The 23551-nt window shown below is 71.1% G+C and carries 22 protein-coding genes; 4 read left to right on the top strand and 18 right to left on the bottom strand.

Annotation, left to right across the window (positions count from 1 at the left end; translation table 11 throughout):
* Positions 1-60 precede the first annotated feature (60 nt).
* From Aco03nite_RS48130 to Aco03nite_RS48110, 5 genes are all read right to left on the bottom strand, one after another.
* The gene (locus tag Aco03nite_RS48130; protein ID WP_203809104.1) at positions 61-465 is read right to left on the bottom strand and encodes a heme biosynthesis HemY N-terminal domain-containing protein; all 405 of its coding nucleotides are present in this window, start codon (positions 463-465) and stop codon (positions 61-63) included.
* Positions 466-591: 126 nt separating this feature from the next.
* Positions 592-2019: a HAMP domain-containing sensor histidine kinase gene (locus tag Aco03nite_RS48125; RefSeq protein WP_203809102.1), complete on the bottom strand. Its 1428-nt coding sequence runs from the start codon at positions 2017-2019 to the stop codon at positions 592-594.
* Entirely contained in the window at positions 2016-2693 is a 678-nt protein-coding gene (locus Aco03nite_RS48120) for a response regulator transcription factor (protein ID WP_203809100.1), read from the bottom strand. Before Aco03nite_RS48120 ends, Aco03nite_RS48125 begins: the two co-directional genes overlap by 4 nt.
* A gap of 86 nt (positions 2694-2779) precedes the next feature.
* On the bottom strand, positions 2780-3535 hold the full coding sequence (locus Aco03nite_RS48115) for an ABC transporter permease (protein WP_203809098.1): 756 nt from the start codon (positions 3533-3535) through the stop codon (positions 2780-2782).
* The gene (locus Aco03nite_RS48110) at positions 3532-4446 is read right to left on the bottom strand and encodes an ABC transporter ATP-binding protein (protein WP_203809096.1); all 915 of its coding nucleotides are present in this window, start codon (positions 4444-4446) and stop codon (positions 3532-3534) included. The genes Aco03nite_RS48115 and Aco03nite_RS48110 overlap by 4 nt, the downstream gene beginning before the upstream one ends.
* Before the next feature lie 733 nt (positions 4447-5179).
* Here Aco03nite_RS48110 and Aco03nite_RS48105 point away from each other — a divergent pair.
* Entirely contained in the window at positions 5180-5335 is a 156-nt protein-coding gene (locus Aco03nite_RS48105) for a PNPOx family protein (RefSeq protein WP_203809094.1), read from the top strand.
* Position 5336: 1 nt separating this feature from the next.
* Here the strand turns inward: Aco03nite_RS48105 and Aco03nite_RS48100 are convergent, their stop codons facing one another.
* The 8 genes from Aco03nite_RS48100 to Aco03nite_RS48065 all read right to left on the bottom strand — a co-directional run bounded on the left by Aco03nite_RS48100 (position 5337) and on the right by Aco03nite_RS48065 (position 12441).
* The gene (locus Aco03nite_RS48100) at positions 5337-6428 is read right to left on the bottom strand and encodes a sensor histidine kinase (protein WP_203809092.1); all 1092 of its coding nucleotides are present in this window, start codon (positions 6426-6428) and stop codon (positions 5337-5339) included.
* On the bottom strand, positions 6415-7077 hold the full coding sequence (locus Aco03nite_RS48095; RefSeq protein ID WP_203809090.1) for a response regulator transcription factor: 663 nt from the start codon (positions 7075-7077) through the stop codon (positions 6415-6417). Before Aco03nite_RS48095 ends, Aco03nite_RS48100 begins: the two co-directional genes overlap by 14 nt.
* Positions 7078-7119: 42 nt before the next feature.
* Complete coding sequence (locus Aco03nite_RS48090; protein WP_203809088.1) at positions 7120-7317, bottom strand: hypothetical protein; 198 nt, start codon at positions 7315-7317, stop codon at positions 7120-7122.
* A 93-nt stretch (positions 7318-7410) separates the two neighbouring features.
* Positions 7411-8598 carry a cytochrome P450 family protein gene (locus Aco03nite_RS48085; protein ID WP_203809086.1) on the bottom strand — a complete coding sequence of 396 codons (1188 nt, stop codon included), beginning with the start codon at positions 8596-8598 and terminating at the stop codon, positions 7411-7413.
* A 142-nt stretch (positions 8599-8740) separates the two neighbouring features.
* Complete coding sequence (locus Aco03nite_RS48080; RefSeq protein ID WP_203809084.1) at positions 8741-9799, bottom strand: acyltransferase family protein; 1059 nt, start codon at positions 9797-9799, stop codon at positions 8741-8743.
* A 70-nt stretch (positions 9800-9869) separates the two neighbouring features.
* Positions 9870-11072, bottom strand: a complete 1203-nt coding sequence (locus Aco03nite_RS48075; RefSeq protein WP_203809082.1) for a sialidase family protein — start codon at positions 11070-11072, stop codon at positions 9870-9872.
* Positions 11065-11586, bottom strand: a complete 522-nt coding sequence (locus Aco03nite_RS48070) for an RNA polymerase sigma factor (protein ID WP_203809080.1) — start codon at positions 11584-11586, stop codon at positions 11065-11067. The genes Aco03nite_RS48075 and Aco03nite_RS48070 overlap by 8 nt, the downstream gene beginning before the upstream one ends.
* A gap of 135 nt (positions 11587-11721) precedes the next feature.
* On the bottom strand, positions 11722-12441 hold the full coding sequence (locus tag Aco03nite_RS48065; protein WP_203809078.1) for an FtsX-like permease family protein: 720 nt from the start codon (positions 12439-12441) through the stop codon (positions 11722-11724).
* A 204-nt stretch (positions 12442-12645) separates the two neighbouring features.
* Between Aco03nite_RS48065 and Aco03nite_RS48060 the strand changes: the two genes are divergently transcribed.
* The gene (locus tag Aco03nite_RS48060; protein WP_203809076.1) at positions 12646-15888 is read left to right on the top strand and encodes a S8 family serine peptidase; all 3243 of its coding nucleotides are present in this window, start codon (positions 12646-12648) and stop codon (positions 15886-15888) included.
* Positions 15889-15942: 54 nt separating this feature from the next.
* On the opposite strand, the gene Aco03nite_RS48055 is transcribed toward Aco03nite_RS48060, so the two are convergent.
* Positions 15943-16779, bottom strand: coding sequence for a VOC family protein (locus Aco03nite_RS48055; protein ID WP_203809074.1), 837 nt, complete (start codon positions 16777-16779; stop codon positions 15943-15945).
* A gap of 1 nt (position 16780) precedes the next feature.
* Complete coding sequence (locus Aco03nite_RS48050) at positions 16781-17914, bottom strand: FAD-dependent oxidoreductase (protein ID WP_203809072.1); 1134 nt, start codon at positions 17912-17914, stop codon at positions 16781-16783.
* Positions 17915-18016: 102 nt separating this feature from the next.
* Between Aco03nite_RS48050 and Aco03nite_RS48045 the strand changes: the two genes are divergently transcribed.
* Complete coding sequence (locus tag Aco03nite_RS48045) at positions 18017-18697, top strand: TetR/AcrR family transcriptional regulator (RefSeq protein ID WP_203809070.1); 681 nt, start codon at positions 18017-18019, stop codon at positions 18695-18697.
* Positions 18698-18881: 184 nt separating this feature from the next.
* Here the strand turns inward: Aco03nite_RS48045 and Aco03nite_RS48040 are convergent, their stop codons facing one another.
* Complete coding sequence (locus Aco03nite_RS48040; protein ID WP_203809068.1) at positions 18882-19739, bottom strand: NAD(P)H-binding protein; 858 nt, start codon at positions 19737-19739, stop codon at positions 18882-18884.
* Positions 19740-19792: 53 nt separating this feature from the next.
* On the opposite strand from Aco03nite_RS48040, the gene Aco03nite_RS48035 reads away from it, so the two are divergent.
* Positions 19793-20749, top strand: a complete 957-nt coding sequence (locus Aco03nite_RS48035) for an AraC family transcriptional regulator (protein WP_203809066.1) — start codon at positions 19793-19795, stop codon at positions 20747-20749.
* 38 nt (positions 20750-20787) lie between these two features.
* Here Aco03nite_RS48035 and Aco03nite_RS48030 read toward each other — a convergent pair whose 3' ends face one another.
* Entirely contained in the window at positions 20788-21918 is a 1131-nt protein-coding gene (locus Aco03nite_RS48030) for an FAD-dependent monooxygenase (protein ID WP_203809064.1), read from the bottom strand.
* A gap of 24 nt (positions 21919-21942) precedes the next feature.
* Complete coding sequence (locus Aco03nite_RS48025) at positions 21943-23496, bottom strand: MFS transporter (RefSeq protein ID WP_203809062.1); 1554 nt, start codon at positions 23494-23496, stop codon at positions 21943-21945.
* Between the last annotated feature and the right edge of the window lie 55 nt (positions 23497-23551).

Below are 23551 nucleotides of genomic sequence, written 5' to 3'. Positions count from 1 at the left end.
TGAGGGTGGTCACGGTCGCTGATCGCTTCTCGGCGCGTGCTCCACCTCACTGCCGCGCGGTCAGTCCGCCGGGGCCGGGCCGCCGGCCAGGTAGGTGTGTGTGCGTTCCCATTCTCGTTCGAGCAGTCCTCCGAGGGCGAGAGCCTCGTCCATCAGGTCCCGGGCCCGGGACGGATCGCCCTCGTGGAACACCTTCATCGCCTGTTCCACCGTGTATCGGCCCTGTTGTTCGCGCAGCTCACGCCACTGCTCCACGGTGCGGCCCGGCGTGTACCGGATCTGTCCCGAATCAGCCAGCGCGTCGAGCCAATCCCGTTCCTGCTCGTCGGTTCCGGCGATCGTGTGCACGAACTCCGGGCCCCACTGCTCGTACTCCAGAACCAGCCGCAACCGGCGCACCGTCACCCTGCGCCGGCCCAGATCGACCCGCGAACCCGGCTCGGCTATCGGCCCGTCGTCACCCATGATCTCGCCCCCACCCGTTGATCTACACCAGCGAGTATGCCCCCGACCTGCCAGAACACTGTCGCACCGGGTGTCCACGCCGTCGTCGACCGCGGATCCGGCGTACCGTCTTTCCCGTTTGCCCCACTAAAGCGCCTCCAACGGCGGGAGGGTGAGACGGAAGCAGGCGCCCTCGCCGGGGGCCGTACGAACGTCGACGTCGCCGCCGTGGGCCCGGGCCAGGGAGCGGGCGATCGCCAGGCCGAGGCCCGCGTTGGCGCCATCGGTGCGGCTGCGGGCGCGATCCGTACGGTAGAAGCGGTCGAAGACCCGGTCGGCCTGGGCAGCGGTCAGGCCGGGCCCCTGGTCGGCGACCTCCAGGATCACCCCGCCCGGGGTGGTGCCGACGCCGATCCGGACGCTCGTGCCCGCCGGAGTGTGCGCGGCCACATTGCCGATCAGGTTGGTGACGACCTGCCGTAGCCGGGCCTCGTCGGCGTGGACCGGGGCCGGGCCGGGTGGGCCGGAACCGTCCGGCCCGGTCAGCGACACCGTGCGGGTGGGGTCGAGGGCGCGCAGATCGTGCCGCGCGTCGGTGGCGAGGGTGCGCAGGTCCATCGGGGCCGGGTCGAGCTGGGCCTGCGGGGCGTCGTCGAGTTCGGCGAGCAGCAGCAGGTCCTCGGTGAGCGCGGTGAGGCGGGTGGCCTCCCGGCCGATGCGGCGCATGGCCTGATCGGTGTCGGCGGCGGTGGTGAGGGCGCCCATCCGGTGCAGATCCGTCGAGCCCTTGATGACGAAAAGGGGGGTGCGCAGTTCGTGACTGACGTCGGAGACGAAGGTACGCATCCGGGCCTCCGAGGCGGCCCGGGCAGCGAAAGCCCGTTCGAGCTGGCCGAGCATGGTGTTGAGGGAGGCGGCCAGCCGGCCGAGTTCGGTGCGGGGCGGGGCCAGGCCGGGAACCCGGTGGGTGAGGTCGCCGGCGGCGATCGCGGCGGCGGTCCTCTCGACACGGCGGAGCGGGCGCAGTCCGCGGCCGAGCGCGAACCAGCCCGCGGTGGTGAGCACGGCGAGCAGGATCAGGGAGCTGATCAGGCTGATCTCGCGCAGTTGCGCGACGGCGGCATCGGCGTCGGTCATCGGGGCCGCGGCGATGACCGTGCGGTCCCCGGCGGCGGTGGGCCGGGCGGTGGCCCGCCAGCGGCCCGAGCCGTCGGCGGCGGGCAGGAAGACCGCGGTGCCGTCGGCCGGCACGGTCCGCAGACCGGCGGTGGACGGGAGGGTGTCCCGGCCGAGACGGGTGGAGAGCACCCCGTCGGTGGGGGTGCCGTCCGGGCCGAGGTAGACCAGGTAGGGCGCGCCGATCACGTCCAGGGCCGGGTCGAGCAGGGTGCTGCTGGTGGCGCGCGGGCCGGTGACGGGCAGCCGGGCGAGCAGGTCGGTGAGCGAGCGCAGCTGGGTGTCCAGCCGTTGGACCTGGTAGTGCTCCATCCGGTCGGCGACCACCGCGCCGGTCAGGGTGAGCCCGGTCAGCAGCAGCGCGGCGGTGATCAGCAGCAGACGCAGGCGCAGGCTCATTGTTGCGGGGCTCTCATGACGTACCCGACGCCGTGAATGGTGTTGATCTGTTTGGGTTCCTCGTTGTCGATCTTGCGGCGCAGGTAGGAGATGTAGGTGTCGACGATGCTGGCGTCGCCGCCGAAGTCGTCGCGCCAGACCCGGTCGAGGATCTGCGCCTTGGTGACCACCCGCCCGGCGTTCTCCATCAGGTGGCGCAGCAGCCGGAACTCGGTGGCCGACAGCCGCACCGGCTCGCCGTGCCGGGTGACCCGGTGGCCCTCGGGGTCGAGGGTGAGCGGGCCGACGGTGAGCAGGGCGCCCGGCTGCCCCGAGGTGCGCCGCAGGATCGCGCGGATCCGGGCGATCAGCTCCGGCAGGTCGAAGGGCTTGGTCACGTAGTCGTCGGCGCCGAGCGACAGCCCGGTGACCTTGTCGGCCTGCCGATCACGGGCGGTCAGGAAGAGCACCGGCGTGCGCTGCGGGCCGAGCCGCCGGACCACCTCGAAACCGTCCATGTCGGGCAGCATCACGTCGAGCAGCACCAGGTCCGGCGGGTCCGCGGTGGCGGAGGCGATGGCCTCCCGCGCGGTCGCCGCCGACGTGACCCGGAAACCCGCGAACCGTAGTGTCGCGGCGAGTAGCTCCCGGACGGTGTCCTCGTCGTCGACCACCAGGAGCCGCTGCGCCGTCATACCGGTCAGCCTAGTCACACGTCACGCCGGCATCACACGTCACGACGGCATCACACGTCACGACGACATCACACGTCACGACGACTTCACACGTCGCGGCGGCGGAGAACCACGAACGCCGCCGCCAGGACCGCGGCGCCCCCGAGGGCCATCCCGCCCAGACCCCACCACGGATGCGGGAAATCGGGGTCCGGGACGGTGCCGAGCGCCGCCGCACCGCCGAGGGTCGGCCAGAAGACGAACACCTGACGGATCCAGGACGGGAAGACACCGGCGATCCCGGGAATGATGAAGACGATGCCCACCAGGGTGACGATCGCGCCCGCGGTGGCCCGCATGATGGTGCCGAGCGCGACGCCGAGCAGCCCGATGACGGCCAGGTAGAGGCCGCCCGCGGCGACGGCGGCGGGCACACCCGGGTCACCGAGCGACGCCCGGGGCACGCCGTTGCGGGCGAAGCCCCACTGTCCGACAAGGAACACGCAGAGCATCAGCGCCTGCCCCGCGACCAGCGAGACGGCGGCGGCCAGGACCGCCTTGGCCGCCAGTACGCGATGGCGGGCGGGCGTGGCGGTCAGCGTCGTACGCATCAGCCCGGTGGCGAACTCCGAGGTGACCACCAGAGCGCCGAGCACGCCGAGGATCAGCTGGGCGACGACGTACACGGTCATACTGTGTCTGGTCGGATCCCAGTCCGCGCCGGCTTCGGCGTAGGCGTCGTGCACACGGTTCAGTGACAGCAGGGAGATGCCCAGCCCCACGGCGAACAGGCCGGCCAGCATCGACCAGGTGGACCGCAGACTCCGCAGTTTGATCCATTCGGCGGTGAGGACCCGGTTCACGCGGCCACCCCCTGGAATTCGACGCTCTCGCTGGTCAGCCGCAGATAGGCGTCCTCCAGCGAGGCACGCACCGGGCTCAGCTCGATGAGCGCCAGGCCGTGGTAGGCGGCGAGCCGGCCGATCTCCTCCGCGCTCATCCCGGCGACGGTCAGCGACGCCTCCAGGCCTTCGCGGACCGTCGCACCGGCGGCGGACAGCCGCAGCGCCAGCGTGCCCGGATCGGCGGCCCTGACCCGTACCGAACCTCCGCCCGCGCCCCCGGTCAACTCGCTCGCCGGAGTGTCCGCGATGATCCGGCCGCGTCCGATCACGATCAGGTGGTCGGCGGTCTGCGCCATCTCGCTCATCAGATGGCTGGAGACCAGCACGGCCCGGCCCTCGGCGGCGAGCGCCCGCATCAGCTCCCGTGCCCAGCGGATCCCCTCCGGATCCAGGCCGTTCACCGGCTCGTCGAAGATCAGCACCCGCGGATCACCGAGCAGGGCCGCGGCGATCCCCAGCCGCTGCCGCATCCCGAGCGAGAAGGTTCCGGCCCTTTTCACAGCGACACCCGCCATTCCGGTACGGGTGAGTACGTCCTCGACGCGCCCGGGTGGCAGCCCGTTGCTGGCCGCCAGCGCCAGCAGATGGTCCCGTGCCGTCCGCCCGCCGTGCACGGCCGCGGCGTCGAGCAGCGCCCCGACCTCGGTCAACGGCACCGGCAGCGACCCGTAGTGGCGGCCGCCGATGGTGGCGGTGCCCCGGTCCGGCGCGGCCAGCCCCACGATCATGCGCATGGTGGTGGTCTTCCCGGCGCCGTTGGGCCCGAGGAACCCGGTGACCTGCCCCGCCTCCACGGTGAACGTCAGGTCGTCGACAACAGTGTCGGGGCCGTACCGCTTGGTGAGCCCCCGTACCTCGATTCTCGTCATGCCGGAGATGGTGCAGCGGCCCGCTGGTTTTCTTCGGAGAGGTTCTTAAAGAACTCTGTGAGGCCGGCACGGGGGTGATTTCCGGGAAATCGAGAGGTTCCAACCCTCAGGGGATACGATTTACCACCGGTCATTTCGCTTGCTCGATCAGACCGCGAGGCAGAATGCGTAGATACGGGATAGTCGGAGGATGTGCGCTCCTTGTTGCTGCCGTGATGGCAACTGGAGCCCTTGTGGTGAATCACCGGGTCGGGAATCGATCGGCATCGTATGAGGCCCCGTCGCCGGCGGCTCCGACGATGACGGGATACCGCTTCGTCTGCTCGGGATGGAACGACTACTGCGGACGTCCGGTTCCCGCGCTCGGGCAGCGGAACCTCCCCGAATCGGGCGACGGGATGTTTGGAGAAAAAGCCAGGGTTTCCCATATCGCGACCAGTGGAGGCTTGTGCCTCACCCCGACGGATCCGAGTTGCAACAAACACAAGTTCAGGCATCCACCCACCGATGAAGACGTCCGCCAAGCCCAGAAGAATCTCGCGGATGCCGGATATGGTGACGCCCTGGTGCGACTGGCCCGCCCGAACGACCCCGCTCCCCCGTCTTCCCTGATCTATGCGGTCGGAGTCGGCGATTCCTGCATCATCGGGCACTCTGAATTAATCCCCGTGGACGGGCGTGGACCCATCGACGAGGTAACCGGGAAATTCCCCTCCGGCCAGTGTCTCAACGATTGAGCAACCCATCGCCGGCACGAGCCACGAACGACCACATCGAGGACGGCGCCGACCTGGCCCTCACCACGTCGAATGCCGGGCTCCCGGCCGACCCGGCCTGGTGGCTGAACCTCCAGGCCCCACCGCACCTCCTCGACCCGCACGCCGCCTAAGTCACACTTGGATCCGGACCTCGGCCACCAGGCCGCCGTCCGCCCCGGGGCGCAGGTGCAGTCGCCAGCCGTGCCGGTTGACGACGGCGGCCACCAGGGCGGCGCCGAGACCGGTGCTCTCGCTGCGCAGGCGGCCGGCGCCGCGGTGGAACGGCTCGACGATCCGGGCCACCTCCTCGACGGTCAGCGGCGATCCGGTGTTGACGATCAAAAGCCCTTCGCCGGTACGTACACAGAGCTCCACCCGGCCGCCCCGGTGGTTGTGGCGGACCGCGTTGTCGATCAGGTTGCGCACCATCAGCCGGATCAGGGCCGGGTCGCCCTCCGTCACCAGCGGCTCCAGGTCGTGGTGGATCGTCACGTCCCGGGCACGCGCGGCGGATTCGTGAGCCGTCACCTCCTCCCCGACGATCGCGGACAGATCCACCGGCTCATGATGTCCCCGGCCGGCCTGTGCGTCGGCGAGGTCCAGCAGGGTGCGCACGGTCCGGGAACTGCGGCTGTTCAACGTACGCAAATCGTGAAGAAGTTGTCGTTGTGGTCCTTCCGGTGTGTCGGCGAGAGCGTCGTCGAGAATCGCCTGGGTGGTGGCCAGCGGCGTCTGGAGCTCGTGCGAGGCGTTGGCGGCGAACCGGCGCTGTGCCTCGAACGCGGCGTCCAGCCGCGCCAGCATCGTGTTGAAGGTGACCGCCAGGTCGGTGACCTCGTCCTGGACCCGGCCCACCGGGATCCGGCCGCCCAGGTCGGTGGCCGCCGCCCGCTCGGCCGCGACAATCATCGCGGACAGTGGGGCGAGAGCGCGGCGTACCGTCCAGCGCACCGCCACCGCACCCACCGCCGTCACCAGGACCAGCGCGATCATCGAGAACGTCAGCAGCCGTTCCAGCTCCTGCCAAGGCTTTATCGTCTCCGGTGGGGCCGATTCCAGCGGTGCGGCGGCGGAGTCGGCCGGAACCGACGGAACACCGCTGACCAGGGTGTCCGGCACCAAGGTCATCAACAGCGTGATGATCGTGGCCATCGCCAGGGCGAGGCCCGCGACGACGGCGATCATGCTGCCGATGACGCGGGTGCTGACCTCACGCCGCGACAACGCGGTATCCGACGCCGGGGACGGTCTCGATCGGCCATGGCCGGCCCAGTTTGCGGCGCAACGTGGAGATCACCACCCGAGGGGAGTTCGTGAACGGGTCGGCGTGCTCGTCCCACGCCTTCTGCAGCAGGGTTTCGGCGCTCAGGACACCGCCGTCCGCCCGGAGCAGCTGCTCCAGCACGCGGAACTCCTTGGGGCTCAGCGCCAGCGGGACGCCCGCGCGGAACGCCTGGTGGGTGAACGGGTCCAGACTGACGTCGCCGCACGTCAGCTGGGGTGGTGCCCGGTGGCCCGAGCGGCGTTGCAGGGCGCGCAGCCGGGCCACCAGCTCCGGGAACTCGAACGGCTTGGTCAGGTAGTCGTCGGCGCCCCGGCTCAGGCCGTCGACCCGTTCGGCGAGGGTCGCCGACGCGGTCAGCATCAGCACCCCGACCTGCGGATGGTCGGTGATGATGTGCCGGCACACCTCGTCGCCGGAGAGTGCCGGGAGGTCCCGGTCGAGGACCACCGCCTCGTACGGCTGCGACCGCAGCGACTCCAGCGCGGACTCGCCGTCGTGGACCACGTCCACCGTCAGGCCGGCCCGGTGCAGACCGTTGCGGATCGCTCGGGCGAGGAGGATCTCGTCCTCGACCAGGAGCACTCTCATGGTGTTGCCTTTCTGCTACCTGCTACCTGCTACTTCGCGCTACTACTTCGTGAGGATCCCGGGTTCGGACATCTCGAACGACACACCGGGCGGAACCGGCCCGTCGACCGGCTGACCGATCTCGCCGATCGCCGGGGCGGTGGTCCCGCCGGCGCTGGCCATCGACGCCGCCAGCGCGACCCCGCCGCCGGCCAGCGCGACGGTGAGCACGGCACCGGCCAGAATCTTCTTCGCCCTCATGACGTTCACCTCTCTACCGGATCCGTCCCTCGGAACCGGCGGAAGCCAGTCAATGTCAGTGGCCGTTGCGAGACCGTAAAGATCACCGGGCGGTCAGCGCAACAGCACCGGCAGGCGCTGAAGGCCGCGGATGATGGCGCTGGACCGCCACGGCAGGTCCCCGGGTGCGGCGGCCAGCCGCATCTCCGGGAAACGCGCCAGCAGCCGGTCGAAGGCGATCACGGCCTCCAGGCGGGCCAGCGGTGCGCCCAGGCAGTGGTGGATGCCGTGCCCGAAGGCAAGATGCTGATTGCGGGTACGTTCGAAGCTGAGCACGTCGGGCGCCTCGAACTGGGCCGGATCCCGGTTGGCGGCGAGCAGCCCGACCATCACCAGATCACCCTTGCGCACCTGGTGCCCCGCGAACACGAAGTCCTCGACCGCCACCCGGCCGGTGGACGTCTCGACCGAACTCTCGTACCGCAGGAACTCCTCGACAGCGTTCGGGAGAAGCCCACGGTCGGCGCGCAGCCGCTCCCAGTGCTCGCGGTCCTCGAGCAGCACGAACGTGCCGTTGCTGATCAGTCCCATGGTGGTCTCGTGGCCGGCGACCAGCAGCAGGAACGCCATCGACGTCAACTCGTTGTCGGACAGACGGTCTTCACGGTCGCGCACCCTCACCAGGGCCGACAGCAGGTCGTCGCCCGGACTGACCCGTCGCAGAGCCACGAGATCCTTCAGGTACGCCGTGAGCCCTTCGACGGTGTCCTGCAGTCCCGGCCCGATCACCTCGCCGGTGGCGTCCGCACCCGCGACGATGGCCGCGGACCAGGTTCGGAAGCTGTCCCGGTCGCTCACCGGGATACCGAGCAACTCGCAGATCACCTGGACGGGCAGCGGGAACGCGTACGCGCCGATCAGGTCGACCGGCCCGTCTCCGGTCATCTCGTCGAGCAGCCCGTCGGCGATCGCCACGATCCGCGGCCGCATCGCCTCGATTCGCCGGTGGGTGAACGCCGCCGTCACCAGTTTGCGCAGCCGGGTGTGGTCGGGCGGGTCCGAGGCCAGCATGTGCCGGTTGGTCGCGAGGTCCGCCTCGGTGTAGGAGGCGACGTCGCGGGGTGCTTTGGAGAGCCGGTCCTCGGCCAGAGCCGCCCGTGCTTCGCGGTAGCCGGTGACCATCCAGGCGTCCTCGCCGGTCGTGAGGCGCACCCGCCGGACCGGGTCGTCGGCACGCCATCCCGCGTAGGTCGGATGCGGATTCGCGATGAACGCCGGGTCGTTGAGATCATCATTCGTCATGGTTTGCCTCCATGATTGAGAATGGTGTGATTCGAGCCCTTTCGCCGAAGCTATGTCTAATGTGGCCGGAGAGCCAGGGGCCGCCTTCGCGGGTTCCGCGAAACCGCGTCTTCCGGGCCAGCCACCAGTTCCTCGGCGGCGATCAGCTCCTGGACGCCCGGAGAGCAAAGCGCCGGGTGGGCGGGTCGGCGGGGCGGCGTACCAGGAAGGGGGCTTCGCAGAACGTTGCCAGCAGGTGGGCCGACATCAGGCAGAGCGGGAGTGCCACCGCCACCGTGAAACTGAAGGCGGCCGGGCCGGAACCCGTGGTCAGGGTGTGGGTCAGGGCGACGATCGGCATGTGGATCAGGTAGAGGCTGTAGGAGAAGCCGCCGACGAACGGTAGCGGCCCGTGGTTCAGCAGGCGTCCGGGTGGGCGGGTCGCGACGGCGGCCAGGAACATCGCGATGGCGGGGCCGGCGGCCAGGTCCAGCCAGAAGTAGTGGGCCACCGCCCACTCCGGGCCACGGATCGCGATCACTGTCAGCACCGGAGCGGCGGCCAGCGCGGACAGGCTGTACCAGGGCAGGCCGCGGATCCGGTCGCCGGCGTGGACGACTCCGGCGGCCAGCAGGCCGAGGGTGAACAGGGGGGCCAGTTCGACGGTGTACCGGCCGGCGGTGGGCGGGCCGAGAACCATGACCGGCACGGTGGCCACGGCGAGGGTCACCACCGCTCCGGCCTTGCGGCGCAGCAGCAACAGGAGCGGGAACACCAGGTAGAGACCGGCTTCCACGGCGATCGACCAGAACGCGCCGTTGGGTGCGGGTGCGGCGACGATGTCCTGCAGCATCAGGCCGTACACCAGCAGGGATTGGGGTGTCGGCGGTGAACTGAGCGGCAGGGTCGGCACGAGGACCGCGATCACGGCGCTGACGGCCAGGGCGGCCCAGTAGGCGGGCAGGATCCGCCGGGCCCGGCGGCTGAGGTAGCGGCGCAGGCCGCCGAGTCGCCAGCCGTTCCGGGCCGGGGCCAGACCCAGGGAGAACCCGGACAGAACGATGAACGCGACGACGGCGAGCCGGCCGTGCAGCAGCCAGCCGAGCCAGGCCGGTCCGGTGTTGTGCGGGTAACCGGGAAAGGCCAGCAGCCAGCAGTGGTGGACCACCACGTACAGGGCGAGCAGGCCACGGATCCCGGTCAGGCCGGGAACGGGTGACATAGCGGAACTCCAAAAGGGCGTGCAGGGTCGGCCCCTGGTGTGGCCAGGGGCGGACGAGGACCTGCTGGGGTTAAGGGAGGGGGATTTGCTGCCAGGTCAGGCCGGTTTGCGAGCGGTACGCGGCGGTCTCCGTCACCACGACGTACGGTGCCGTCGTTCCGGACTGGCTGACCCGCACCCGGTACAGAGGGTTTCCGGGGAATCCGCGCAGGGTGACCGGCGTGTACCGGCCGGTGCCCTGACCGGCGACGAAGTCGGTATGACGAGGGACGACGTGAGTACCGTCGGCGGCGACGAAACCGGTCCTGAAGGCGCCCTGGATCGGGTCGCCGGCCTGCCAGGTCAGCCCGCCGTCGGTGGTGTGGTGCACGGCGGTCAGGTCTTTCGAGCGGTAGGTCAGCAGGTAAGCCACTGCGCCGGAGCCGGCGGCCAACTGCGGCACGAAGTAGGTGCCGGGGCTGGGTTCGTCCGGGACCGCGTCGGTGAACACGTGGGTGTGCCAGGTCCGGCCACGGTCGGAACTGCTCGCCACCGCCGGCCGTTCCATGTCCGAGTCGACGCCGGGCACCCACAGTCGCCCGTCGAACGGCACCATGACATCGCCATCCCCCGAGAACTCGCGGCTCAACCCGGTGGGCTGGTTACGCAACGGCCCGAACCGGCCGGTGTCCGGGTCGACCACCCCCACCATGCAGGTGGCGACCCCCAGAAGGGCGCAGCTTACCGGCTGCACTCCGTCCGGGACGGCGTCCACCGGCTGGATCCCGATCTCCGTCCGGGTCCAACTCCGGCCGCCGTCCCGGGTGATCCAGAACCTGTCCCGCTCGGTGGCGCCCACGTTGTTCTCCCGCCACAGCACCAGCCCGGTGGACAGCGCGGTGAACGTCCCCTCCCGGGACGGGTCGGCGTCCGCCGCCATCGGCGGCAGGTCCCGGGACTCCCAGGTGGCGCCGCCGTCCGGCGACACGTGCAGCTCGGCGGCACTGTCCGGGCGCGGTTCCTGAAGGGCGTACAGATCGTTCCCGGCGCTGGTCAGCCAGATCAGCCGAGGATAGCCGGGTTCCGGGTCGACGGTCGCCACCTGGTCGGGAGCGGCCGGGCCCCGGTTCACGGCGAAGCCGAAGCCCGCGGCGATGACCACTGCGACAACCACTGCGACGGTACGACGGCGGCGTTTCCGGACGGCGGCCCGGTCGCGTACCGAATCGAAGTCGGGCTGGCGCACCGCGTCGCCGACCTCGGCCCGCAGCCTGTCGAACTGGGAGTCAAGCATGGCGGACCTCCTCGGTCATCGGGGCCGGCTCGTCGTCGGACAGGAACCGGGCGAGCGCCGCCCGCCCGCGAGCCAACCGGGCTTTGACCGTGCCCTCCGGGATGCCGAGGGTGGCGGCGACCTCCGCCACCGGCAGGTCCGCGAGGTGGTACAGGACGACCACCTCGCGGGTCGGTGGGGCCAACCGGCGCAGGGCGGTGAGCAGGGCCACCCGGTCGCCGGACACGCCGGGCACCGCGGACGGCGCGATCTCGACCCGCCCGGACCGGACCAGGCGGTCGAACAACCACCGCCGCCGGTAGCGGGTCCGGGCCACGTTGAGGGCGGCCACCCGCAGCCAGCGTTCGGCGTCGTCGGCGCGCAGGAACGAGGCGGGTGACCCGAGGACCCGGGCGAACGCCTCGTGCACCGCGTCCTCGGCCTCGGCCAGGTTCCCGACCAGCCCGGCGATCTGCGTCACGAGCCGTTGGTAGTAGGCCTCGTACGCCTGCCGCACCGATTCCTCGGCACTCAAATCGCCCTCCCCCTGTCGGCGTCTGTCAGAGGAAGGACCAACAGCTCCACCGCCGGGTTGCGTCACCCGCCGACATTTTTCCGCCGAAGCGTCAGCGACTGTAAGCGGCGGCCGGTACCGGTGTCGATCGGCCGTTCACTCCTGGCGCAGCTCCTCGTTGCTGGTGAGGCGCCGGGCCGCGGGGAGCAGACCGGCGACCGTGCAGACCAGGATCAGGGTCAGGCCGCCGACGACCGGGGTCAGCAGTGGGCCGGGGTCGAAGCGGACCGGGATGCCGTCCATGCGCATCAGGACCGTGCCGACGATCGCGCCGGTTGCCACGGCCAGGACCAGGACGGCCAGCACCGGAACCATCGCCTGCGCGACCGACGACCAGACGATGGTGGCCCGGGAGGCGCCGATGGCGGCGAGCGCGCCGATCAGTTTGCGGCGGTCGTGGAGGCGGTCGGCGACGTCGAGCAGCAGGCCGAGGCCCATCAGCAGCAGGATCACCGTCGCCCCGAGTGTGACACGCACCTCGGAGACCCGGGACAGGGCGGCCGGAGCCGCGGCGGGGGTCAGCAGGACGGCGGTGCCGATGTCCTGGGCGAAGGTTCCGGTCAGGACGGCGGGGCGGGTCTTCTTCGGCAGGTTGACCGTCACGCCGCCGTCGAGCGGCAGCTTCTTCGGCAGGGTACCGACGGCGAAGGCGTCGGCGCCGTCACGTCCGGTGACGGTTACGCCGCCCGTGATCTGCTCACCGCCCGCGACCTGCCGGAGCCCCTGGACGGGGCCGACCACGACCGGCTCTCCGCGATCCTCGCCGCGGCCGGTCTGCACCGCGGGTGAGGGCCTCGGCGGTTCGTTCGGGCGCATGAAACCACCCGCCGGGAGCTGTCTCCCGGCGGGGCATGCGGTGCATCACAAACACGTCGTTGCTGGTTGGCGGAGTGCAGGACCACCGTCGACAATGGACGATGACAACTTCACTCATGGCGGGCTGCCGATGTCTTGACGTGGGGCGGCATCATCTCTTCACGCCTGTGGCCTGGATCACCCGCCGAGGAAAGAGGCTGATCGATGCGATTCAGGAGATCGTCCGCGGCGTTACTGGCCGTGACGGTGGCTGCGGCCGTCGGCGCGGTGAGTCCCGTGCCCGCCGCTGCCGCACCCGTCCCGGCGGCCGCCGCACACGACACGACGGTGGTCACACTGATCACCGGTGACGAGGTCACCTTCACCGACGACACCGTCAGCGTGCATCCCGCGCCGGGCCGCGAGCGGGTGCGTTTCACCAGCCAGCGCCTCGGCGAGCACCGGTATGTGATTCCACTGGACGCGCTGCCGCTGCTGCACGCGGGCCGGGTCGACCGGCGGCTGTTCGACCTGACCCAGCTGCGGGAGTTCGGCTACACCGGCCGGGCCGAGCTGCCGCTCATCGTCGCGTACGCCAAAGGCGGCCGGACCGCGAGCCGAACGGCGATCGCCCCTGCGGCCCGCGTCACCCGCGACCTGAGCGGTGTGGGCGCCCTGGCGGTGCATTCGGCCGTGCCCAGCCGGGCCGAGCTGTGGACCGCGATGACCGCCGGGCACGGGCTGAGCGCCGGCCTCGACCGGATCTACCTCGACGGCAAACGCGAACTCGCCCTGGATGTGAGTGTTCCGCAGGTCGGCGCGCCGGCGGCCTGGCAGCGGGGCCTGGACGGCACCGGCGTGACCGTGGCCGTACTGGACAGCGGCATCGACGCCGCCCATCCGGACTTCGCCGGCAAAATCGTGGCGCGGGAGAACTTCACCGCGGCGCCGACCGTTGACGACGTCTACGGGCACGGCACCCACGTCGCGTCGATCGTGGCCGGCACCGGGGCCGCGTCGAGCGGCGCGTACCGAGGGGTGGCGCCGGGCGCCCGCCTCGTGATCGGGAAGGTGTGCGAGGACAGGTTCTGCGACGATTCGGCGATCCTGGCCGGCATGCAGTGGGCCGCGCCGCTCGCCCCGGTGATCAACATGAGTCTGGGCGGCTACGACGCGCCGGGCATCGACCCCCTCGAGCAGGCGGTCGAGGACCTCACCGCGGCCCACGGCACGTTGTTCGTGGTGGCGGCGGGCAACATGGGCCTCGACGGCGACTACACGGTGGCCTCGCCGGGCACCGCGGACGCGGCGCTGACCGTCGGCGCCGTCGACGACGAGGACCAGATCGCCGGTTTCTCCAGCAGGGGCCCGCGGCTGGGTGACGAGGCCATCAAACCGGACATCACCGCGCCCGGCGTGGAGATCGTGGCGGCGGCCGCGGAGGGCGGTGTCTTCGGCGCGCCCGCCGCCGACGGCTACATCTCCGGCAACGGCACCTCGATGGCCGCGCCGCACGTGGCCGGGGCGGCCGCGCTGCTCACCCAGCAGCACCCGGACTGGTCGCCGCGGCAGCGCAAGACGGTGCTGATGGGTGCGGCCGAGCCCACCGCGGGGGCCGGTGTCTTCGCGCAGGGCGCGGGACGCCTCGATGTGGACCGGGCGACCCGTCAGGCGGTTTCGGCCGACGAGGGCAGCCTCAGTTACGGGCTTCAGCGGTGGCCGCACGACGAGCCGCCGATCGCCAGGACGCTCACCTACCGTAACGGCGGCACCGCCGACGTCACGCTGAGCCTGGCGGTGGACGCCGACCGGGACACGTTCGCGGTGTCCGTGCCGCGGGTGACGGTGCCGGCCGGCGGCACCGCGCAGGTCACGGTCACCGCCGACACCAGCGCCGGCAGCCGGTTCGGGGAGATCACCGGCCGGGTGACCGCCACCGGTGACGGTGTCGTCGTGGTCACGCCGGTCGCGGTCAACCGGGAGGCGGAGAGCTACCCGGTCACGTTGCGGCACACCGGCCGCGACGGGCAGGAGTCGGCGAACTACTGGACCGTGCTCACGTCGCTGACGACCGGCGCGGTGTTCGAGGCCTACGCCGGTGACGGCGGCGGCAGTCTGCGGCTGCCCCGCGGCGACTACGCGTTGTACAGCCAGGTCTACGGCGAGAACGACACGACGCTGCTGGTGCAGCCGACGCTCGTGGTGGACGGCGCCGCCACGGTCGACCTCGACGCCCGCCGGGGCAGACCGGTCGTGATCACGCCGCCGCGCCGTGACGCGGGTCAGGCGATGCTCGCCGTGCACGCCAGCTGGGCGCGCGGCGAGGTCGGCACCGGTGTGACCGTGACGTCGGCCGTGCCCGGTGACACCTTCACCGCGCAGGTGGGCGGTGGCCGGGCCGACGGGTTCTGGGGTCTGATCAACTCGGCGTACGCCCGTCCGGACGGTGCGGGTGGTTTCACCGGCAGCCCGTACTCGTACGAGGCCACCTATCAGCGCGCGGGCACCTTCTGGACCGGGTTCACCAGGACGCTCACGCCCGGCGCGATGGCCCGCGTCGACGCCCACTATCCGCGCGAGGCGGCCGGGGACGTGACCGTGGTCAAGACGAACCGGCCGGTCACCGCCCTGCTCGGCAACTGGACGGCGGATCTGCGGTCGGCGGTTCCCTTCCGGCGTACCGAATGGTTGAACACCGACGGCGACCTGCGGTGGGCGGCCGATTTCGAGCAACGCCACCGGCCCACCCCGGAGGCCTTCCCCGACACCATCACCGGCTCGTCCGCACCCGCGACCAGGCTGACGGCGGGCCGAACCTACCGGCAGGACTGGAACCGCGCCGTGTTCGCGCCGTCGGTGGCCGGTAACGACGCCGTCGTGCGCCGGGACGACGTCATCGTGGCGGCGGCGCCGCTGTTCGGCGACGGCGGCGGGCACCCCGGCTGGTCGCAGTTCGACCGGGGCCGCGCCGCGCTGTACGCGAACGGCACGTTGATCGGCGAGGAGGCCGCCGGGTACGCCGAGTTCCCGGTGCCGGCCGCCCGGACGCCGTACCGGCTGGAGATGTCGGCGGCCCGCGGCGCCCCGCACCGGCTGTCCACCTCGGTCGCCGGTGTCTGGACGTTCACCTCCGCGGCCGGGGACCAGCGGCTGCCGTTGTCCACGGTGCGGTTCAGCCCTGACCTGGACGAGCAGAACACGGCCCCGGCCGGCAGCTTCGCCGTGCCGGTGACCGTCGAGCCGCAGCCGGGCTCGGCGGCCCGGCCCACCCGCCGGCTCACCGCCGAGTTCTCCACCGACGACGGCCGCACCTGGCGACCGGCCCGTGTGGCCGGTTCCGGCGACCGGCGGGTCCTGACGGTCACCAACCCGGCCGGGCCGGGTGCGGTGTCGCTGCGGGTGCACGCAATCGACCAGGCCGGCAACACCACGACCATCACTGTCGTACGGGCGTATCTGGTCAGCTGAGCAGCGGCGGCCGGGTCCTCAACGAGGTGAGGGCCCGGCCACCGTGGATCCCGCTCACGAAACGGGCGGCGGCCGGAACCGTAGCGTGTTCCCGGACGGGTCGTTCACCAGCAGCCCCTGCGCGTCGGCCAGATGCGGGTATCCGGCGGCGGTCAGCCGGGCCTGCAGCGCCGCGACGTCGGGGCAGTGCAGTTCGACGCCGAGCAGGCGGGCGTCGTCCTCCGCCGCGCCACCGCCACCGACCGGGCTGAACCGGTTGGTGAGCACCAGCAGCGCCCGGTGCTCGGTGACGCCGACCGCCAGGAAAATGTCACCGAGCCGGCCCTGGACGGTCGTACCGATCAGATCGCAGTAGAACCTCTCGGTGTCGGCGAGCCCGGCGTCGGACACCTTGAGCTGCACATGCCCCATCGTGGTGTCGCGGGGCAGGCCGGTGAACGGCTCGCCGGTCGTGAAGTCGGCCGGGAGCATCGGACGGGCGACGATGGCGGGCTGGTCACCCGCCCATTCCCACTGCTCGCGGGGGCGCGGTGTGGTGATCTCGATCCCGTGACCGTCCGGATCGGTGACGTAGATCGAGTGCGCGAGCGAGTGGTCGGCCAGCTGGTACTTCAGGCCGAGTTCGAGGTAGTGGGTGACGAAGCGGTCCAGATCGGCCCGGTCGGGAACCTGGGGCGCGAAGTGGCTGAGGCCGGTGGCCTCGCGCGGCGCCGGTGCCGCGCCGGGCCGGGAACGGAGCACGACGAGCGTCCGCCCGGGTACGCCGAGGTGGGCCGCGTCCGGGCCGCTGTGGAGAACCCGCAGGCCGATCACGTCGGTGTAGTAGGTGATGCTGCGGCCGAGGTCGGCGACGCTCACCTCGACGGCGCCGAGGGCGAGGGCACGGTGCATGTCAGGCCTCCGGATGCGGGGTGGAGAAGAACGCGGCGAGTTGCCGGGCCGCGTCCGGGCCGAAGATCAGGTTCAGGTTCGCTGCCGACATCTCGGCGGCGGCCCGGGCCCGCGGGACCATCGCCTGTTCGTACCGGTCCAGGGCCTTCTCGGGGTCGCCGGGGTTCTCGATCAGGGCGAGCGCCAGTTCGGCGCCGTCCTGCAGGGCGAGGTTGGCGCCCTCGCCCGCGTAGGGGGACATCACGTGGGCGGCGTCCCCGACCAGCGTCAGGCCGGGAACGCGCGGCCAGGAGTGCCCGGGCGGCAGGGCGAAGATCTGTCGTGCGGTGATGGTGTCGTCGCACGCCCGGACGAGGTCGGTCAGGGTGCCGGACCAGCCGGACAGCTTGCTGATCAGGGCGGCGCGGGCGGCTGCCGGGTCGGCCCGGTCGACACCGGAGGTCCGCAGCCAGTCCTGCGGGGCCCGGAAGGAGACGCCGAGTTCCAGGTGGTCGCCGCCGTGGCCGAGGATCGCCCGGTCGTCGCCGCCGAGCGCGAAGATCATTCCGGGTCCGACGGTCGCGGCGAGGTCCGGGTGGCGGTTCCGGGCGTCCGGGATCTCCACTTCGAAGTGCGTGATTCCCGCGTACGCCGGGACGGCCTCCGAGAGCAGCGGCCTGACCCGTGACCAGGTGCCGTCCGCACCGATCAGCAGGTCGGCGGCCGTCGCGGTGCCGTCGGCGAAGGTGAGTTCGTGGCGGCCGTCGTCGAGGGTGCGGGCCGCGGTGACCTTGTGGCCCCAGCGGATCCGGCCCGGGTCGAGTGAGCCGATCAGCAGGTCGCGCAGCGCGGTCCGGTCGATCTCGGGGCGGCCCCCGCCGCCTGCCGCGTCGAGGTGGACGTGGCCGTCGCGGTCGAGGATGCGGGCGTGCTCGGCTTGGGGGTGGACGTGGCGCAGGAACTCGTCGTGCAGGCCGGCCGCCCGGAGCGCCTGCTGGCCGGAGTCGTGGTGGATGTCGAGCTGGCCGCCCTGGCGGCGGGCTGCGGGGCCGGCATCGCTCTCGTACACCGTGGCGGTGATGCCGTGTTCTTGCAGGATGCGGGCCAGGACCAGGCCGGACAGGCCGGCGCCGACGATCGCTGTCGATCGGGACATGGCTGATTCCTCCGTTGCTCTCGGGAACGGCGAAAACGTAACACGACCATGGTCGTAACGTCCATGGTCGTTGACGACCACGGTCGTGATAGCGTCTGCGGCATGAGCGTCAACGGGAACGGCCGGGTGGTGCGCAGCCGCCGCGAGCGGCCCGCCAAGGCCGCCCTGACCCGGCAGGGCATCATCGAGACGGCCCTGGCGATCCTGCACGCCGAGGGCCTGGGCAAGGTCACGATGCGGCGCATCGCCACCGACCTCGACACCGGCCACGCCTCGCTGTATGTGTATGTGCGCGACGCCGAGGACCTGCACGCCCAGATCCTCGACGCACTGCTGGCCCCGGTCGTCGCCGCCGACCCACCCGCCGGCGACTGGCGCGACCGGGTCAAGGCCCTGCTCTTCGGCTACCGCGACGTCCTGCACGCCCGGCCCGAGATCGCCCGGATGGCGCTGTCCACCCAGCCCAGCGGGCCGCACTTCACCGCCCTGGTCGAGGCACTCCTGAAAGAGCTGCACGCGGGCGGGGCGAGCGACCGGGCCGCGGCCTGGGGCGTCGACCTGCTGCTGCTCGGCCAGACCGCGACCGCCGTCGAGCAGAGCACCCCGAAACCGGCCCGGCACGCCACCGCCGACGTCGACGCCATCACCGCCACCATCGCCGGCGTCGACCCGGCGGCCGCCCCGCACATCACCCGGCTCGGCGCCGAACTGGTCTCCGGCACCCCGGCCGAGCGCGCCGACTTCGCCGTCGACGTGATCCTCGACGGCATCCTCGCCGCCTGACCCCGCCCGCCCGTACCGGCGCCTTCGACGCAGCTTGCCCCACCGGACTGAGGCTCGGGTCGTTCGTCACCGTCGACTATCTGCCATCTCGCGTCATACCTGCATATCGAGTAATCGCACGTAGAAACAACGGGCCAGGACGGCGAATCGCTCGTCGATGTCGCCGCCCCGCCCGCCGGGTGGATCAGGACGCCCAGACTCCCGCGTCGGCCGCCGACGCCGCGAATGTGCTGAACGAACGCGGCCCACGTCCCAGTGCCTGCTGGACACCATGGCTGATGTAGTCGCCGGAGCCCTCACGGATCGCCCCGAACAGCTCCGCCACCACCTCGGCGACCTCGGCCGGCACGCCTGCCGCCAACTGCGCTGCGACATAGGCGCCCGGGTCCACCGACTCGTAGCGAACCACCGGTCCGCCCGCCGCGGTGATCATCTGCACGGCCTGCGCGAATGACATCGCTTCCGGTCCGGACAGCTCATAGATCTTTCCGGCATGCCCGGGCTGCGTGAGTGCGGCGACGGCGACGTCGGCGACATCCTTGAGGTCGATGAAGGCCTCACTGCCGTCGCCGGCCGGCGTAGTCAGCACACCGGAGCGCATTTCCTCGAGGAAGATTCCCTCGCTGAAGTTCTGCGCGAACCACGCCGGCCGCAGAATCGTCCACTCCAGTCCCGACGCTCGTAGCGCCTCTTCCGTCTCCTGTTGTCCCGCATCGACGGCACCTTGCGCCCCGCGGACCGACAGCAACACCGCACGCCGCACGCCGGCCTTCTCGGCCTGCTCGATGAACCGTGCGACCGCGGCCGGGTCGGCAGGCTCCTCCCCACTCATCGGAACGACATAGACCGCACCGACGTCTTCGAGAGCGTGGTGCCACGTGTCGGGAGCCGCGAGGTCGAACACGGTCCGGCCGGTCCGGGATGCCGCGCGTACGGAGTGCCCGAGACCTTCCAGGCGATCGGCCACGCGGCGGCCGGTCTTGCCGCGGGAGCTCAGAACGAGAGTTGATGACTTTGCCATGCGATCCATTTCAGCGGTCACTGATGGATTCCCCCATGGAAGATCCTCCAGTTCTCATGTGAGATCGTCTCAGCATGGACCTCCTGGATGACTACCTGGCCGGCGTCCGTGCCACCGGTGCGGTCTTCTGTCAGTCGGTCGCGCAGCCTCCGTGGTGCATCCGATTCGTCCAGCCCGCCCCGCTGGTGCTCGGCGTGCCGCTGCGCGGAGGGGTCTGGATCGAGCCGGACGGTTCCGAGCCGGTTCATGTGGCGCAGCAGGCGGTGGTTCTCATCCGGGGAGGTCAGCCGTTCACTGCGGCCGACGCGATGGGAACAGTTCCCCAGGTGTTCGTCGACGGCTCGAACCGGTACTGGACCGCCGACCGTTCCTCCAGCGATCTCGCATTGGGCCCGCGCACGTTCGGCTTCGACACCGAAGGTTCGGACCTGTTCGTCACCGCCGACTTCCCGCTGCTCAGCGCGGCATCTCGGCGCCTGTTGGAGACTCTCCCGACAGTTGCGGTCGTCCCCGGGGAGCACCGTACGACGCCCCTGCTCGAGGTGCTCGCAGCGGAGGTCGACCAGGAGGAGCCAGGGCAGCAGGTGATTCTCGACCGGCTGCTCGACCTCCTGCTGGTCCGCGCGCTCAGAGCCTGGTTCACCCGTGACGATGTCAAGCCGTTACCCGGCTACCGGGCGCTCTCCGATCCGTCGGTCGGGGTGGCGCTGCGCCGCATGCACGGATCCCCCGCGCAGCATTGGACAGTCGCGTCCCTGGCGGCCGAGGCCGGCATGTCACGAGCGGGCTTCGCCCGGAGGTTCCATGACCTGGTCGGTCAACCGCCGCTGGCTTACCTGATCACCTGGCGGATGACACTCGCCGCCGACTGGCTTCGTGAGCCAGGGGCCACCGTCGCGAGTGTGGCGCGCAGACTCGGTTACGCGGACCCGTTCGCCTTCAGCACCGCTTTCCAGCGCGTCCACGGCGTACGCCCGAGCAAGCTGCTCGGGCGTACGCCGGATTCAGATGCCCGTCCTGCACACGGATGAGAAGCCCCTGCGGCCTCCGGCCGCGCGGAACCGGTCTTCTACTCGGTCATCAGGCGCGTGGCGAGCCGGGACGGGACCATCCGGATCGCCACATCGCGAGCCAGGCCGGGTACGCCGCGGAGGGTGGACATGCGACGGGTCAACCGAGCCGTGCTCTGCATGCGGGAGGTGGGCGGCCGGCGCTCGGCGTCGTACCGGCGCAACATCGCGGTGACCTGTTCGGCGCCGATGCCGCGTGAGGCGTCGCCGAGCGAAACGGCGTCTTCGAAGGCCTGGCCCGCGCCCTGGCCCAGATCAGGGGTCATCGCATGGGCGGCGTCGCCCAGGAAGGCGACGCGGTCGACGGCGAAGGTCGGCAGCGGCCGGGCGAGTCCGGCGGTCTCCGAGACATGGATCGCCTCCGGTGCGGTGGCGGCGATGAGGCGGGCGACGGCCGGGTGCCAGTCGGCGCGCTGCCGGTGCAGCCAGTGCAGCAGGTCGGCCGGGTCTGCCGGGGTGCCCTGGCGTGCGCTCCACAGGGCGTACCAGTAGATGCTGCCGTCGGCCATCGGCAGACAGCCGAAGCGGCCGCCGGTGTGGCGATCGAGTAACTCGCCGATGACCGGCGTGACGTCGTGTCCCTGGCCGGGGACGATGGCCTGCACGGCCATCTCCCCCGAGCGGCGCAGGCCGGGGTGATCGGGGAACAGGGCGCGCCGGGTGCGGCTGCGGGCGCCGTCGGCGGCGACGACGAGGTCGGCGCGCAGGGTGGTGGTGTCGGTGATGACGATGCCGTCGTCTGCTCGGATCTCCAGGACGTTGGCGCCGGTGTGTACGGCGCCGGCGGGGAGGGCTTCCATCAGCATCCTGGCGAGGGTGCGCCGGGGCAGGGAGACCACGGGGTCGCCCTGGGCTGTGATGACGGCGTCCTGGTCGATGCGCAGCAGGGGGCGGCCGTCCCGGTCGCGGGTGGTGCCGTCACCGTCGCCGAGGACTGCCTGGGCGCGGATGGCGTCGCCCAGGCCGAGGCGGTCCAGGGCGCGGACGCCGTTGGGTGCGACGCCGATGCCGGCGCCGGACATGCGGGGCTCGGGTGAGCGTTCCAGAAGGGTCACGGTGTGGCCGGCCTGGATGAGGGCGATGCCGGCTGCCATTCCGCCGAGTCCCGCTCCGACGATGGTGATGTCCATTTCCGATGCTCCTTCGAGGATGGTTCAGGGATGTGTCTGGTCGGCGTGCCGATGGCGGGGTGAGGGGATCAGTCGCCAGGCGATGACGGCGGCGAGCAGGACCAGGACGCTCGAGATGCCGATGGTGGTCTGCACGCTGCCGGCGAAGGCATCCTGAGCGGCGGTGATCGCCCCGGATGTCAGCGCTTCACTGCTGTCGGAGTGCCGGAGCAGGACGGCGAGCGACTCGCTGGCGGCGTCCCGGAGGTTCTCCGGTGTTCCCGAGGGCAGAGTGAGGTTCCAGCCGTAGATGATCGCCTGCACCGAGCCCAGCACGGCGATGCCCAGGGCCAGTCCGAGTTCGTAGGTCGTCTCGGCGACGGAGGCGGCGGCGCCGGCGCGTCCCTTGGGGGCGGCGGTGACCACGGCTTCGTTGGACAGTGTCATGGCGACGCCGACGCCCAGTCCGATGATGGTGAGTCCGATGACGATGCCGACGTAGCCGTCGTGGCCCAGTGCGAGAGTGAGCAGGGCGAGCCCCGCGGCCGCTGTGGCGAGGCCTGCCGCGATGGCACGTCCGGGGCCCAGGCGCCGCATCAGGATCGCGACCACGACGACGACGCCGATGGAGGCGATCGTGGTCGGTAGCTCGACCAGCCCTGCTTTCAGGGGTGACAGATCACGCACGAGCTGCAGGTATTGAGAGAAGAAGAAGAGCAGCCCGCTGAAGGCGAAGATCGCGGTACCGGCGGCGGCGATGGCGCCGGTGAAGGCCGGATTGGCGAACAGCTCGACGTCCAGCAGCGGCTGCGGCAGCCGCCGCTGTCGCCGTACGAAGATGGCGGCCGCTAGCAGGCCGATGCCGGCTGCGGCGATGGATTGACCATCGAATTGGGCTGAAATGGTGTGCTTGACCGCGTACACCAACGGGACGATCGCCAGGAGGGAGAGTGCGGCCGAGGGCCAGTCGATCGTGGGCCTCTGCGGATTGCGGGACTCCGGCAGCAGCCACAGGCCGAGCACCACCACGATCACCATGACCGGGAGGTTGACCAGGAACACCGAGCCCCACCAGAAGTGCTCCAGCAATGCGCCGCCGGCCAGGGGCCCGAGCGCTGCGCCCGCGGTCGCGCCGGCCGACCAGATCGCGATCGCGCGGGTCCGTTGCTGCGGGTCGTCGAAGAGGTTGCGCACGATCGACAAGGTCGACGGCATGATCGTGGCGCCGCTGATGCCGAGCAACAGGCGGGCGGCGATGAGCAGCTCCGCGGTCGGCGCGAAGGCCGCGATCGCCGAGGAGAGGCCGAACGCGACGCTGCCGATGAGCAGTAGTCGCCGCCGACCGATCCGGTCGGCGAGGTTCCCCATGGTCACCAGGAGCCCGGCCAGGGCGAATGAGTAGATGTCGCCGATCCACAGCAGCTGGGTGGTGGTCGGCTCCAGTGCGGCCGTCAGGGAGGGCACCGCCAGGGCGAGCACCGTCCCGTCGATGGCCAGCAGGGTAACGGCGAGAGTGAGCACGGCTAGTGCGGCCCATCGCCGGCGGGCGCTGAGCGCGTTGGTCGACCCGCGAACAGACGCGGAGGCCACATCATCCATGCCATCACCGTACAGACCAATCGGTCGGTAGAACAAACCAATCCATCTTCTGTAC

The organism is Actinoplanes couchii, from assembly GCF_016862075.1.
GTDB lineage: Bacteria > Actinomycetota > Actinomycetes > Mycobacteriales > Micromonosporaceae > Actinoplanes > Actinoplanes couchii.
The sequence above is the reverse complement of the archived record's forward strand: the minus strand, read 5'-3'. Positions and strand labels throughout refer to the sequence as shown.

Bases quoted from the DNA above. Each gene is read 5' to 3' on its own strand.
- Aco03nite_RS48130 (WP_203809104.1), bottom strand. From the start codon at position 465: ATGGGTGACGACGGGCCGATAGCCGAGCCGGGTTCGCGGGTCGATCTG.
- Aco03nite_RS48125 (WP_203809102.1), bottom strand. From the start codon at position 2,019: ATGAGCCTGCGCCTGCGTCTGCTGCTGATCACCGCCGCGCTGCTGCTG.
- Aco03nite_RS48120 (WP_203809100.1), bottom strand. From the start codon at position 2,693: ATGACGGCGCAGCGGCTCCTGGTGGTCGACGACGAGGACACCGTCCGG.
- Aco03nite_RS48110 (WP_203809096.1), bottom strand. From the start codon at position 4,446: ATGACGAGAATCGAGGTACGGGGGCTCACCAAGCGGTACGGCCCCGAC.
- Aco03nite_RS48095 (WP_203809090.1), bottom strand. From the start codon at position 7,077: ATGAGAGTGCTCCTGGTCGAGGACGAGATCCTCCTCGCCCGAGCGATC.
- Aco03nite_RS48090 (WP_203809088.1), bottom strand. From the start codon at position 7,317: ATGAGGGCGAAGAAGATTCTGGCCGGTGCCGTGCTCACCGTCGCGCTG.
- Aco03nite_RS48085 (WP_203809086.1), bottom strand. From the start codon at position 8,598: ATGACGAATGATGATCTCAACGACCCGGCGTTCATCGCGAATCCGCAT.
- Aco03nite_RS48080 (WP_203809084.1), bottom strand. From the start codon at position 9,799: ATGTCACCCGTTCCCGGCCTGACCGGGATCCGTGGCCTGCTCGCCCTG.
- Aco03nite_RS48075 (WP_203809082.1), bottom strand. From the start codon at position 11,072: ATGCTTGACTCCCAGTTCGACAGGCTGCGGGCCGAGGTCGGCGACGCG.
- Aco03nite_RS48065 (WP_203809078.1), bottom strand. From the start codon at position 12,441: ATGCGCCCGAACGAACCGCCGAGGCCCTCACCCGCGGTGCAGACCGGC.
- Aco03nite_RS48060 (WP_203809076.1), top strand. From the start codon at position 12,646: ATGCGATTCAGGAGATCGTCCGCGGCGTTACTGGCCGTGACGGTGGCT.
- Aco03nite_RS48055 (WP_203809074.1), bottom strand. From the start codon at position 16,779: ATGCACCGTGCCCTCGCCCTCGGCGCCGTCGAGGTGAGCGTCGCCGAC.
- Aco03nite_RS48050 (WP_203809072.1), bottom strand. From the start codon at position 17,914: ATGTCCCGATCGACAGCGATCGTCGGCGCCGGCCTGTCCGGCCTGGTC.
- Aco03nite_RS48045 (WP_203809070.1), top strand. From the start codon at position 18,017: ATGAGCGTCAACGGGAACGGCCGGGTGGTGCGCAGCCGCCGCGAGCGG.
- Aco03nite_RS48035 (WP_203809066.1), top strand. From the start codon at position 19,793: ATGGACCTCCTGGATGACTACCTGGCCGGCGTCCGTGCCACCGGTGCG.
- Aco03nite_RS48030 (WP_203809064.1), bottom strand. From the start codon at position 21,918: ATGGACATCACCATCGTCGGAGCGGGACTCGGCGGAATGGCAGCCGGC.
- Aco03nite_RS48025 (WP_203809062.1), bottom strand. From the start codon at position 23,496: ATGGATGATGTGGCCTCCGCGTCTGTTCGCGGGTCGACCAACGCGCTC.